At 74.5% G+C, this 12549-nt stretch carries 9 protein-coding genes; 5 read left to right on the top strand and 4 right to left on the bottom strand.

All coding sequences use genetic code 11. From position 1 onward, the window contains the following. Positions 1–56 precede the first annotated feature (56 nt). Together EBO35_RS09540 and EBO35_RS09535 are read left to right on the top strand one after the other, a co-directional pair. Positions 57–1214, top strand: a complete 1158-nt coding sequence (locus EBO35_RS09540) for an exonuclease SbcCD subunit D (RefSeq protein WP_122817503.1) — start codon at positions 57–59, stop codon at positions 1212–1214. Next, the gene (locus EBO35_RS09535; protein ID WP_122817502.1) at positions 1214–4228 is read left to right on the top strand and encodes an AAA family ATPase; all 3015 of its coding nucleotides are present in this window, start codon (positions 1214–1216) and stop codon (positions 4226–4228) included. Before EBO35_RS09540 ends, EBO35_RS09535 begins: the two co-directional genes overlap by 1 nt. Before the next feature lie 9 nt (positions 4229–4237). On the opposite strand, the gene EBO35_RS09530 is transcribed toward EBO35_RS09535, so the two are convergent. Next, positions 4238–4657 carry a VOC family protein gene (locus EBO35_RS09530; protein WP_122817501.1) on the bottom strand — a complete coding sequence of 140 codons (420 nt, stop codon included), beginning with the start codon at positions 4655–4657 and terminating at the stop codon, positions 4238–4240. Positions 4658–4736: 79 nt separating this feature from the next. Here EBO35_RS09530 and EBO35_RS09525 point away from each other — a divergent pair, with 79 nt between their 5' ends. Next, complete coding sequence (locus EBO35_RS09525; protein WP_122817500.1) at positions 4737–6284, top strand: TldD/PmbA family protein; 1548 nt, start codon at positions 4737–4739, stop codon at positions 6282–6284. Then, complete coding sequence (locus EBO35_RS09520; RefSeq protein WP_122817499.1) at positions 6284–7705, top strand: metallopeptidase TldD-related protein; 1422 nt, start codon at positions 6284–6286, stop codon at positions 7703–7705. Before EBO35_RS09525 ends, EBO35_RS09520 begins: the two co-directional genes overlap by 1 nt. 1 nt (position 7706) lies before the next feature. On the opposite strand, the gene EBO35_RS09515 is transcribed toward EBO35_RS09520, so the two are convergent. Then, positions 7707–8009, bottom strand: coding sequence for a winged helix-turn-helix domain-containing protein (locus EBO35_RS09515; protein ID WP_206422731.1), 303 nt, complete (start codon positions 8007–8009; stop codon positions 7707–7709). Continuing rightward, positions 8006–8470: a hypothetical protein gene (locus EBO35_RS09510; RefSeq protein ID WP_122817498.1), complete on the bottom strand. Its 465-nt coding sequence runs from the start codon at positions 8468–8470 to the stop codon at positions 8006–8008. Before EBO35_RS09510 ends, EBO35_RS09515 begins: the two co-directional genes overlap by 4 nt. A gap of 147 nt (positions 8471–8617) precedes the next feature. Between EBO35_RS09510 and EBO35_RS09505 the strand changes: the two genes are divergently transcribed. After that, a complete protein-coding gene (locus EBO35_RS09505; RefSeq protein ID WP_122817497.1) occupies positions 8618–9613 on the top strand; it encodes a carbon-nitrogen hydrolase family protein in 996 nt (331 codons plus the stop codon). Positions 9614–9654: 41 nt separating this feature from the next. On the opposite strand, the gene gcvP is transcribed toward EBO35_RS09505, so the two are convergent. Next, positions 9655–12531 carry an aminomethyl-transferring glycine dehydrogenase gene (gene gcvP / locus EBO35_RS09500; RefSeq protein ID WP_122817496.1) on the bottom strand — a complete coding sequence of 959 codons (2877 nt, stop codon included), beginning with the start codon at positions 12529–12531 and terminating at the stop codon, positions 9655–9657. Positions 12532–12549: the final 18 nt, after the last annotated feature.

Genomic DNA, 12549 nt, shown 5'->3' with positions numbered 1-12549 from the left:
GTGCTTCCCGGCGTGGGTCCGTCCGAGTGTCGGCGCCGCGTCCTAGCGTTCGGGACATGCGCATCCTGCACACCTCCGACTGGCACCTGGGCCGGTCGTTCCACCGCGAGGGGATGCTCAGCCACCAGGCGGCGTACGTCGACCACCTGCTCGAGGTCGTCGACTCCGAGCGCGTCGACCTCGTCGTGGTCGCCGGCGACATCTACGACCGGGCCCTCCCGCACGTCGATGCGGTCCGGCTGGCCGACGAGACCCTGGCCCGGCTGGCGGCCTCCCGGGCCACCGTCGTGCTCACCAGCGGCAACCACGACTCCGCCCAGCGGCTGGGCTTCAGCTCCCGGCTGATCGACGCCGCCGGCGTCCACATCCGCACCGATGCCGCCACCGTCGGCACCCCGGTCCTGCTGGCCGACGAGCACGGCCCGGTCGCCGTCCACGGCATCCCCTACCTCGACCCCGACGCGGTCCGGGAGCCGTGGGGGCTGCCGGTGCGCTCCCACGAGGCCGCCCTGGGGGCCGCGATGGAGCGGGTCCGCGCCGACCTCGCCGGCCGCCCCGGCACCCGCTCGGTGGTCCTGGCCCACGCGTTCGTGGCCGGGGCGGAGCCCAGCGACTCCGAGCGCGACATCAGCGTCGGCGGGGTGTCCCTCGTCCCGACCTCGGTCTTCGCCGGGGTCGACTACACCGCGCTGGGCCACCTCCACGGTCGGCACACCCTCGCCGAGACCGTGCGCTACAGCGGCTCGCCGCTGGCCTACTCCTTCTCCGAGGCCAACCACCACAAGGGCTCCTGGCTCGTCGACCTCGGCCGCGACGGAGTCGACGCCTGCGAGTTCGTCGACGCTCCGGTGCCCCGTCCCCTGGCTCGCTTGCGCGGGGACCTCGAGACCCTGCTGAGCGACCCGGCGCTGGCCCGGCACGAGCAGTCCTGGGTGCAGGCCACGCTCACCGACGCCGGCCGGCCCGTGCAGGCGATGGAGCGGCTGCGCCAGCGGTTCCCGCACACGCTCGTGCTCGCCTTCGAGTCCACCCTCGCGGGACTCGGTGCCCGACCCGCCAGCGCCGCCGACGGGCGCAGCGACCACGACATCGTCGCCGAGTTCGTCGCCGACCTGCGCGGCACCCCGGCGGACGCCGACGAGGCGGGGCTGCTGCGGCGGGCGGTCGACAGCTGCTGCGAGGACACCGACCTGGACGTCACGGTGCCCGTCTGATGCGTCTGCACTCCCTCGACGTCACGGCCTTCGGCCCGTTCGCCGACACCGTCAGCGTCGACTTCGACCAGCTCTCCGACGCCGGCCTCTTCCTGCTCTCCGGCCCGACCGGCGCCGGCAAGACCAGCGTCCTGGACGCCGTCTGCTTCGCCCTGTACGGCGACGTGCCCGGCGACCGCTCCGGCGCGCGACGGCTGCGCTCGGACCACGCAGCCCCGGGCGTCGCACCCCGCGTCGTGCTCGAGGCGACGCTCGCGGGCCGCCGGTTCCGGCTCACCCGCTCCCCCGCCTGGGAGCGGCCCAAGAAGCGCGGCTCCGGGACCACCACCGAGCAGGCCTCGGTGGTGCTGGCCGAGCGGATCGGTGGCGAGTGGCAGACGCTCTCGACCCGCCTGGACGAGACCGGACACCAGGTCGCGGCGCTGGTGGGCATGAACCTCACCCAGTTCACGCAGGTCGCGATGCTGCCCCAGGGCCGGTTCCAGTCGTTCCTGCGGGCCCGATCCGAGCAGCGCCACCAGCTGCTGCAGCAGCTCTTCCGCACCGGCCGCTTCGAGTCGGTGGAGCGCTGGCTGCGCGAGCACCGCACCAGCCTGCGCCGTTCCTCCGAGACCGCCCACCAGGCCGTCGCCGACCTGGTCAGCCGGGTCAGCGAGGCCACCGAGGTCCCGCTCCCGGAGACCTGGGACGTCCATGACCTGACGGTGCCGGCGACCGACGGCGCCCTGCTGTCCTGGGCCACCGGGCTGCGCGAGGACGCCGTCGCCGGCCGGGCCCGGACCCAGCGCGAGGCGGCCGCGGCCGCCGAGGCCGAGACCGGCGCCCGCCGGGCCGTGGAGCAGGCGCGCGCCCTGATCGAGCGCCGCGCCCGCCTGGACGCCGCCGCGGCCGAGGTCGCCGCCCTGGACGCGGCAGCGGCCGAGCACACCGAGCAGGTCGAGGCGCTCGCCTGCGCGCGTCGGGCGGCTCCGGTCGTGCCGTTGTGGCGGCTCCAGCAGCGGTCGGCGGCCCGATGCTCCGCCGCAGCGGCCGCGGCCGACCGCGCGGTCGCCGCCGCCGGCGCGGAGCTGGGCCTGCTGGTCCTGGCCACGGCCGACGACGTCGACCCCGCCGAGCTGGCCGCCGGCGAGCGGGAGGCCGTGGCCGACGCCGCGCGGGTGCGCGCCGCCGTGCCCGAGCAGACCCGGCTGGGCGAGCTGACCGCGCGCCTGGACTCCGTCGCGGACCGGCGGCGCTCGCTGGTCGAGGCGCGCGCCGAGCTGACCGCCCGGGCCGCCGCCCTGCCCGCGCGTCTCCAGGGGCTGCGCGTCGAGCTGGAGGCGGCGACCACGGCCCGCGCCGCGCTGCCGGCCCTGGACGCCGAGGTCGCCGCGCTCGACGGACGCCTGGAGGCCCAGCGGGACGCCGCCGCCCTGGAGCGCGACCTCGATGCGGCCCGCGCCGGCCTGGTGGCCGCCACCGCGGACGTCGCCGCGCTCCGCGAGCACTGGCTCGACGTGCGCGAGGCCCGCCTGGAGGGGATGGCGGCCGAGATCGCCGGGGCGCTCGCCGTCGGCTCGTGCTGCCCGGTCTGCGGGTCGGCCGACCATCCGCAGAAGGCCGTCCCCGGCCCCGACGCCCCCGACGCCGACGCCGAGCGCCGGGCCCAGCGGCGCCTCGACGACGCCAAGGCCACCGAGCTCGCCCACGCCGAGCACGTCCGGGAGCTGGAGACCCGCCTGGCACTGTCTCGGGACCGCTCCGGACCGCTGACCGCGCAGGAGACCGCCGCGCTGCGTGACGAGGCGGCGGTCCGGCTGGCGACCGCCCGCGAGACCGCCGCCCGGGCCACCTCGCTCCAGGAGGCCGCCGCCGCCGCCGAGTCCGAGCAGGCGCGGCTCGGGGACCGGCTCTCCGCCCTCGACGCCCAGGACGCCGCGCTCGCCGCCGAGCACGACGCCTGCGGCCGCGACGCCGACCGGGTCCGCGCCGGCGTCGATGCGCTGCTGGCCGGCACCGGCCACCGCGACCTCGACGCGCTCGCCGCCGCCCACGAGGAGCGCGCCGGGCTGCTGCGCGCCGCGCTCCAGGCCGTCACCGAGCTCGGCACCGCCCGGCAGGCCGCGGCCGATGCCGCCCGCGGACTGGCCGAGGGCGTGGCCGAGGCGGGCTTCGACACCGTCGAGGACGCCCTGGCCGTCGTGCTGGACGACAGCGGCTGCCGCGAGCTCGCCGACCGGGTCTCGGCCCACGACCGGCGCCGAGCCGCCGCGGAGGCGGTGCTCGCCGAGCCCGGTGCCCCCGAGGTGGCGGCCGCGAGCCTGCCCGACGTACCCGTCCTGACCGCGCAGCACGAGGCCGCCCTCGACGCGCTCGGCGCGGCCCGCAGCCGGGCCGGGGTCTGGGGTGCCCGCGAGCAGCGGCTCACCGCCCTGGTCGAACAGCTCGCCGCCGCCCTCGAGGAGTGGGGACCGCTGCGCGCCGACCTGGAGCTGGCCACCCGGGTCTGCTCGTTCGCCGAGGGCAAGTCCCCCGACAACCGGCTCCAGATGCGCCTGTCCGCCTACGTCCTGGCCTACCGGCTGGCGCAGGTCGTCGCCGCCGCCAACGAGCGGCTCTCCCGGATGAGCGACCAGCGCTACTCCCTGGAGCACACCGGCCGGCGCGGCGCCGGCGAGACCCGCGGCGGGCTGAGCCTGCTGGTGCGCGACGACTGGTCCGGGGAGTCCCGTGACCCGGCGACGCTCTCGGGCGGCGAGACGTTCGTGGTCTCGCTCGCCCTGGCCCTCGGGCTGGCCGACGTGATCACCCAGGAGGCCGGTGGCGCCGACCTGGACACGCTCTTCGTCGACGAGGGCTTCGGCTCGCTCGACGCCGACACCCTCGACGACGTCATGGACACCCTGGACTCGCTGCGCGACGGCGGCCGGGTCGTGGGCGTGGTCAGCCACGTGGCGGAGATGCGCGACCGGATCCCCACCCGGCTCGTGGTCACCAAGGGCCGCACCGGGTCCACGCTGGCGGTCAGCCGCTGAGCGGTCGGCTCACTGCTCGGAGGGACCGGCGATGTTCACCATCCAGGTGACCCCGAACCGGTCCTGGAGCATCCCGAAGCTGTCCCCCCACGGTGCCGACTGCAGCTCCTGCTCGATGGTCGCGCCCTGGGCCAGGCCGGTCCAGTAGCCGCGCAGCTCGGCCTCGTCCTCGCCGCTGAGGGAGATCACGATGCTGCTGCCCGTGTCGTGCTCGACGCTGGCCGGTACGTCGGATGCCATCAGCGTCAGTCCGCCCGGGGTCAGCAGCTGCGCATGCATCGTCTTGTCGGCCTCGGCCGGGTCCTGGCTCATGCCGAACTCGCCGTACGTCGAGCGGGTCAGCTCGCCACCGAGGACGGACTGGTAGAACTCCATCGCCTCGCGGGCGCTGTCGCGGAAGGTCAGGTAGGGGTTCAGGCGCACGGTCATGGCGATCCTCCGTCCTCGGGGTGGTTGTCGCCAACTTCGACCCCGTCGCGACGGCAAAGTCATCGGATAGGTTTCCGCCATGAGCGGCAGCGCCTCCCGGGAGATCGACCCCGCCTTCACCAACCTGCCCTACCGCAGCCTCGGCGAGGCGGCGCTGGGCCGGGCCGCGGAGCTCGGCGTCGACCATGCCGACTTCCGCTTCGAGCGGGTCCGCTACCAGGACCTCGCGGTGCGCGACGGCGTGCTGCAGAACGCCAGCGACCGCGAGGACCTCGGGTTCGCGGTCCGGGTCGTGCACCGCGGCTCGTGGGGCTTCGCCTCCGGCGTGGTGCTCACCCCGGAGGAGGCGGTGCGGGTCGCGGAGACCGCGGTCTCCGTCGCGCAGGTCGCGGCCCAGATGACCAGCGACCCGATCGAGCTCGCCCCGGAGCCGGTGCACCACGCCACCTGGATCTCGGCGTACGACGTCGACCCGTTCGCGGTCCCGGTCGCCGAGAAGGCGGCGGTGCTCGTGGACTGGACCGACCGGCTGCGCGGAGGCGCGGCCGTCGACCACGCCGCGGCGTTCCTCGAGCAGGTGCTGGAGAACAAGTACTACGCCGATCTGACCGGCACCCGGACCACCCAGCAGCGGGTCCGCCTGCACCCGGGCTTCCAGGCCATGGGGACCGCCGGCGACACGTTCGACTCGATGGCCAGCATCGCCCCGCCGGTCGGCCGCGGCTGGGAGTACGTCGCCGGCGGCAGCGATCCCGACGGGTCCTGGGACTGGGACGGGGAGGTCGCGCAGGTCCCGGAGCTGCTGGCCGAGAAGCTCGCGGCGCCCAGCGTGGAGGCCGGCAGCTACGACCTGGTCGTCCACCCCTCCAACCTGTGGCTGACCATCCACGAGTCGATCGGGCACGCCACCGAGCTGGACCGGGCGCTCGGTTACGAGGCCAACTACGCCGGCACCTCGTTCGCCACCTACGACCAGCTCGGCACCCTGCGCTACGGCACGCCGGTCATGCACGTCACCGGCGACCGGACCCATCCCCACGGACTGGCCACGATCGGGTACGACGACGAGGGCGTGCAGACCCAGTCCTGGGACATCGTGCGCGACGGCATCCTGGTCGGCTACCAGCTGGACCGGGCGATGGCGCGGATGAAGCCCGAGCTGAACCCGCTCGACGGCGAGGGCCGCTCCAACGGCTGTGCGTACGCCGACTCCCCCGGCCACGTGCCGATCCAGCGGATGGCCAACGTCTCCCTGCAGCCGGCGCCCGACGGACCGAGCACCGAGGAGCTGATCGGCCGGGTCGAGCGGGGCATCTACGTCGTCGGCGACAAGTCCTGGTCGATCGACATGCAGCGGTTCAACTTCCAGTTCACCGGCCAGCGGTTCTACCGGATCCAGGACGGCGAGCTGGCCGGGCAGGTCCGCGACGTCGCGTACCAGGCGACCACCACCGACTTCTGGGGCTCGATGGAGGCGGTCGGTGGACCGCAGACCTGGCAGCTCGGCGGCGCGTTCAACTGCGGCAAGGCCCAGCCGGGCCAGGTGGCCTCGGTCAGCCACGGCTGCCCGAGCGCGCTGTTCCGCGACGTCCGCATCCTCAACACCGTCTCGGAGGCCGGCCACTGATGAGCACCTCGCACTCCTCCCGGGCCGGGCGCGGCCCCACCCCGCAGGCCTTCGTCGAGCACGCCATCGCGGCCAGCGGCGCCGACGCGTGCCTGGTCGTGGTCCGCGACCGGTCCAGCGCCAACCTGCGCTGGGCGAACAACACGCTGACGACGAACGGCGTGATGCATGCGGTCTCGGTCACGGTGATCTCGCTGGTCCGGATCGCCGGCGGGATCGCCTCCGGCTCGGCCTCCGGCGCCGCCTCCAGCACGGCGCAGGTGACGGCGCTCGTGGCGGCCGCCGACGCCGCGGCCCGGGCGAGCAGCCCCGCGGAGGACGCCGCCGGCCTGGCCGGTGACGTCGTCTCCGCGGACTGGGACGACCCTCCGGTGCCGACCGACGTGCACGTCTACGACGCGTTCGCCCCGGCCCTCGGCGAGGCCTTCGGGCGCGCCCGGTCCGCCGACCGGGTGCTCTACGGGTTCGTCAACCACGAGGTGACCACCACCTACCTCGGCTCCTCCACCGGGCTGCGGCTGCGCTACGTCCAGCCCACCGGCCACTACGGGTGCACCGGCAAGACCGCCGACCTGGCGCAGAGCGCGTGGGTGGGCGGCGCCACCCGGGACTTCGCGGACGTCGACCCGCTGGCCCTGGACGCGGAGCTGGCGCAGCGCCTCGGCTGGGGCGCCCGCCGGGTGGAGCTGCCGGCCGGTCGCTACGACACGATCCTGCCGCCGACCGCTGTCGCGGACCTGATGATCGACGCCTACTGGTCCGCCGGGGCGCGGGTGGCCTGGGAGGGCGAGTCGGTCTACAGCCGCCGGCCCAGCGGCACCCGGATCGGCGAGCGGGTGGCCCGCCCGGGCACCCACCTGTGGTCCGACCCGGCGTACCCGGGCCTGGCCTGCACGCCGTTCGTGGTGGCGACGGCGTCGAGCAACACCAGCTCGGTCTTCGACAACGGGCTGCCGCTGCACCGCACCGACTGGATCCGCGACGGCGAGCTGAACGCGCTGGTGCAGACCCGGCACAGCGCGGCGATGACCGGTCAGCCGGTGACGCCGGCCATCGACAACCTGGTCCTCGGCGTCGACGGCGTGGAAGGGACGACGCTCGACGACCTGGTCGCCGGCACCGAGCGTGGGCTGCTGCTGACCTGCCTGTGGTACATCCGCGAGGTCGACCCACAGTCGCTGCTGCTGACCGGGCTGACCCGCGACGGCGTCTACCTGGTGGAGAACGGCGAGATCACCGGCGCCGTCAACAACTTCCGCTTCAACGAGAGCCCCGTGGACCTGCTGAGCCGCTGGACCCACGCCTCCGCCACGGTCCCGAGCTTCAGCCGGGAGTGGGGCGAGGACTACTTCTCACGCACCGCCACCCCGGCGCTGCGGGTGCCGGACTTCAACATGTCGAGCGTGTCCCAGGCGCTGTGAGCTAGCCGCCCGGGTCCGGGTCCTCGGCCAGGATCGCCGCCAGCGCCCGGCGGTGCCGGGAGTACGCCGTCCGCCCCGCGCGGGTGATCCGGTACGACGTGGTCGCACCCCGCCCACGGCCGGTCTTGGAGACCGCCACGTAGCCGGCCTTCTCCAGCGTCGCCATCTGCTTGGACAGGTCGGAGTCGCTCACCCCGAGGTGCTCGCGCAGGAACGGGAACGTCGCCGACGTCGCCGCCGACAGCACCGCCATCGCCGCCAGCCGCTTCGGCGCGTGGATGACCGGGTCGAGATCCTCGATCACGCCAGCCGCTCCCGGGTGCGGCGCGCGGCCGCGGCGTACGCCCGGTCGTAGAGCAGCAGGCCGACCGCGACCACGACGAAGGCAGTGGCCACCGCCGCCAGGTGGCCGAGCAGCCACCAGGCCAGCGCGACCAGGCCCACGACGACGAGCACGCCGAGCAGGTAGAACGCGTAGCCGCGCCGGAGCTCCCGGGGGATCCGCCGGAAGCTGGGCATCGCGCCGGCGCGCCGGCTGTACCACCCCAGCAGGGCGCCCACCAGCGCCGACAGCGCCAGCATGCCGAGGACCAGCCAGACCTGGTGGGTGCGCCACCAGCCGAGCAGCGCGACGTACGCCGCGGCCCAGGCACCGCCGACCGGGTAGTACCAGGCCGGCGTGGGCGGGTAGTCGATGTACGGCGCCGCCTCGGCGCGCTCGGCGGCCCGCTGGGCGGCGGCCAGGTCGATCCGTTCACTTTCCATAGCGGAAACCATAGCGATTGGTTTCCACACCGGCGAGCGATCCGCTCGGATTTATATGTCAGACGTATTTCTTCCCGGCGCGATGAGTGCGACGATCGACGCGGCACCCCGGGACCGCCGGATGCCCCGTCCCCGCAAGGAGCTCCCATGTCCCAGGTCCGCGTCGCCGCCGTGCACGCCGCTCCCGAGTACCTCGACGTCGCCGCCACCGTGGAGAAGGCCTGCGGCCTGATCGCCGAGGCCGGCGCCCAGGGCGCCCGCCTGGTGGTCTTCCCCGAGGTGTTCCTGCCCGGCTTCCCGTACTGGATCAACTGCTACCCGCCGCTGCTGCAGACCGCGCTGCACGCGCGCTACCTGGCGGCCTCGGTCACGGTCCCCGGACCCGAGATCCGCCGGATCCAGGAGGCGGCGCGCGCCGCAGGCACCGCCGTCGTCCTCGGCGTGAACGAGCGCGAGGGCAGCAGCCTGTACAACACCCAGGTCTTCGTCTCCGAGACCGGCGACCTGCTCGGGCGACACCGCAAGCTGCAGCCGACCTTCGCCGAGCGCACCATCTGGGCCGCCGGCGACGCCTCCACGCTCTCGGTCTTCGACACCGCCATCGGTCGGGTCGGTGGCCTGGTGTGCTGGGAGCACACGATGAACCTCGCGCGGCACGCGCTGGTCGGCGCCGGCGAGCAGATCCACGCCGGCTCCTGGCCCAGCCTGTCCACGACCGTGGGCTTCGCCGACGTCTACGACGACCAGGTCGAGGCGATGTCGCGCAACCACGCGATCACCGGCCAGTGCTTCGTGGTGGTCTCCCAGAACCCCGTGAACCAGCAGGTCCTCGACGTGCTCGAGGAGGCCGCCGGGCCCCAGGACCTGGTCACGCTCGGCGGTGGCTGGTCGGCGATCATCCACCCGATGACGCCGTACCTGGCCGGCCCGCACACCGGCCCCGAGGAGACGATCCTGGTCGCGGACATCGACCTCGCCGACGTCGACGGCACCAAGGTGTTCGTGGACAGCGTCGGGCACTTCTCCCGCAGCGAGGTGCTCAGCCTGCACGTCGACAACCGCCCGAAGAAGGCAGTGACGTTCGCGGTCGGCGACGGCGTACGCCGCGAGCCGCTGGAGCCCTTCGCCGACTCCGAGGGCTGAGGCCCCGGTCCTGGGCGGCGTCTGCGTCGCCCCGGGCCGGCTCACTCCGCGAAGGCCTCCAGCGGCGGGCAGGCGCAGACCAGGTTGCGGTCGCCGTAGGCCTGGTCGATGCGGGCCACCGGCGGCCAGTACTTGTCCGGGTCGGGGCCGGTCGGGAAGACGCCGAGCTCGCGGGGGTAGGCCCGGTCCCAGTCGCCGAGCAGCGCCCGCGAGGTGTGCGGGGCGTGCCGCAGCGGCGACTCCGCGGGGCTCCACTCCCCCGCGCCGACCCGGTCGATCTCGCCCTTGATCGCGATCATCGCCTCGCAGAAGCGGTCGATCTCGCCGAGGTCCTCGGACTCGGTGGGCTCGACCATCAGCGTGCCGGCCACCGGGAACGACATCGTCGGGGCGTGGAAGCCGTAGTCGACCAGCCGCTTCGCGACGTCCTCGACGCTGACGCCGGTGGCCTTGGTCAGCCCGCGCACGTCGAGGATGCACTCGTGGGCGACCAGGCCGCCGTGCCCGCGGTAGAGCACCGGGTAGTGCTCGCCCAGCCGCGCGGCGACGTAGTTGGCCGACAGCACGGCCACCGCCGTGGCGTGGGTCAGCCCCGCGGCGCCCATCAGCCGGATGTAGGCCCACGAGATAGGCAGGATCCCCGCCGAGCCGTACGGCGCGGCGCTGACCGGGCCGATCCCGGTGCGCTTGTCCGCCTCGGGGTGCATCCCGTGCGAGGGCAGGTACGGCGCCAGGTGGGCGCGCACCGCCACCGGCCCGACGCCGGGGCCACCGCCGCCGTGCGGGATGCAGAAGGTCTTGTGCAGGTTCAGGTGCGAGACGTCGCCGCCGAACTCGCCGGGCTTGGCGTGGCCGAGCAGCGCGTTGAGGTTGGCGCCGTCGACGTACACCTGGCCGCCGTGGGCGTGGACGACCTCGCACAGCTCGGTGATCGTGTCCTCGTAGGCGCCGTGGGTCGAGGGGTAGGTCACCATGATCGCGGCCAGGTCCTCGGCGTGCTTCGCGCACTGGGCGCGCAGGTCGTCCATGTCGACCCCGCCGTCCGCGGCCGCCTTCACCACGACGACGCGCATCCCGGCCATCACCGCGGAGGCGGCGTTGGTGCCGTGCGCGGAGGACGGGATCAGGCACACGTCGCGGCCGGTGTCGCCGTGGGCGCGGTGGTAGCCGCGGATCGCGAGCAGCCCGGCGAGCTCGCCCTGGGAGCCGGCGTTCGGCTGGATCGAGACCCGGTCGTAGCCGGTGACCTCGGCCAGCCAGCCCTCGAGGTCCGCGACCAGGCGCCGGTAGCCGGCGGCGTCCTCGGCCGGCGCGAACGGGTGCAGGTCGGCGAAGCCGGGCAGCGAGATCGGCTCCATCTCGGTGGTCGCGTTGAGCTTCATCGTGCACGAGCCGAGCGGGATCATGCCGCGGTCGAGCGCGTAGTCCCGGGCGGAGAGCCGGCGCAGGTAGCGCAGCATCTGGGTCTCGCTGCGATGCGCCGAGAAGACCTCGTGGGTGAGGTACGCCGTGTGGCGGCGCAGGTCCTGCGGCAGCGCGTCGGGCGTCGCCCGGTCCAGCGCGTCGAGGTCGACCCCGTCGAGCGGGACGTCGAAGGCAGCGAGCAGCCGCTCCAGCGTGGAGCGGGTGGTGGTCTCCGAGGTGGAGATGCCGACCGTGTCGTCGTCGATCAGCCACAGCTGCAGGTCGCGCTCCCGCGCTGCGGTGACGACGGCGGCGGCCCGGCCCGGGACCCGGAGGGTGAGGGTGTCGAAGAACTCGCCGTGCGCGATCTCGATCCCGGCCTCGCGCAGCGCGGCGGCCAGCACCGCGGCGTACCGGTGGGCGCGCGTCGCGATCGCCCGCAGCCCCTCGGGGCCGTGGTAGACCGCGTACATCGAGGCCGCGACCGCCAGCAGCACCTGGGCGGTGCAGATGTTCGAGGTGGCCTTGTCGCGGCGGATGTGCTGCTCGCGGGTCTGCAGCGCCAGCCGGTACGCCGGACGCCCATCGGCGTCCACCGAGACGCCCACCAGGCGCCCGGGCAGGTGCCGCTCCAGCCCGGCGGCGACCGCCATGAAGCCGGCGTGCGGACCGCCGTAGAACAGCGGCACGCCGAAGCGCTGGGAGGAGCCGACCACGACGTCGGCGCCGAGCTCGCCGGGCGCCTCGAGCACTGTCAGCGCGAGCAGGTCGGCGGCCACGACGGCGAGGCCGCCGCGCTCGTGGACCTGCTCGATGAGCGGGCGCGGGTCCAGGACCCGGCCGGAGGCGCCGGGGTACTGCACCAGCACCCCACAGGCCTCACCCTCGGGCAGCCCGGCGGAGAGGTCCGCTACGACCACCTCGATGCCCATCCCCTCGGCGCGGGTGCGGACCACCTCGATGGTCTGCGGGAGCGCGTCGGCGTCGACGACGAAGGGGCCGGACGCCTTGCGGTTGGCACGGCGTACCAGCGTCATCGCCTCGGCGGCGGCGGTGCCCTCGTCGAGCAGCGAGGCGTTGGCGGTCGGCAGCCCGGTGAGGTCGCCGACCATGGTCTGGAAGTTCAGCAGCGCCTCGAGCCGGCCCTGGGAGATCTCCGGCTGGTAGGGCGTGTAGGCGGTGTACCAGCTGGGGTCCTCGAGCACGTTGCGGCGGATCACCGGCGGCGTGAACGTGGGGTGGTAGCCGAGGCCGATCATGGCCTCGGCGGGGCGGTTCTCGGCGGCCAGCGCCCGCAGCTCGCGCGCGACAGCCTCCTCGCCGGCTGCGGGGGGCAGCTCCAGCGCGGCGTCGGCGCGGATGCCGCCCGGCACCGCGGCGGCCATCAGCTCCTCAAGGGAGTCGAACCCGAGGCGTTCGAGCATGACCCGGACCGCCTCCGGGCCGGGCCCGACATGGCGGTCGACGAACGGCAGCGCGCCGTCGAGCTCGGCGAGGGTGGGGACATCGGACACGGGGGCTCCTGGGAATCG

Origin of the sequence: Nocardioides pantholopis (assembly GCF_003710085.1) — a bacterium.
GTDB lineage: Bacteria > Actinomycetota > Actinomycetes > Propionibacteriales > Nocardioidaceae > Nocardioides > Nocardioides pantholopis.
The sequence above is the reverse complement of the archived record's forward strand: the minus strand, read 5'-3'. Positions and strand labels throughout refer to the sequence as shown.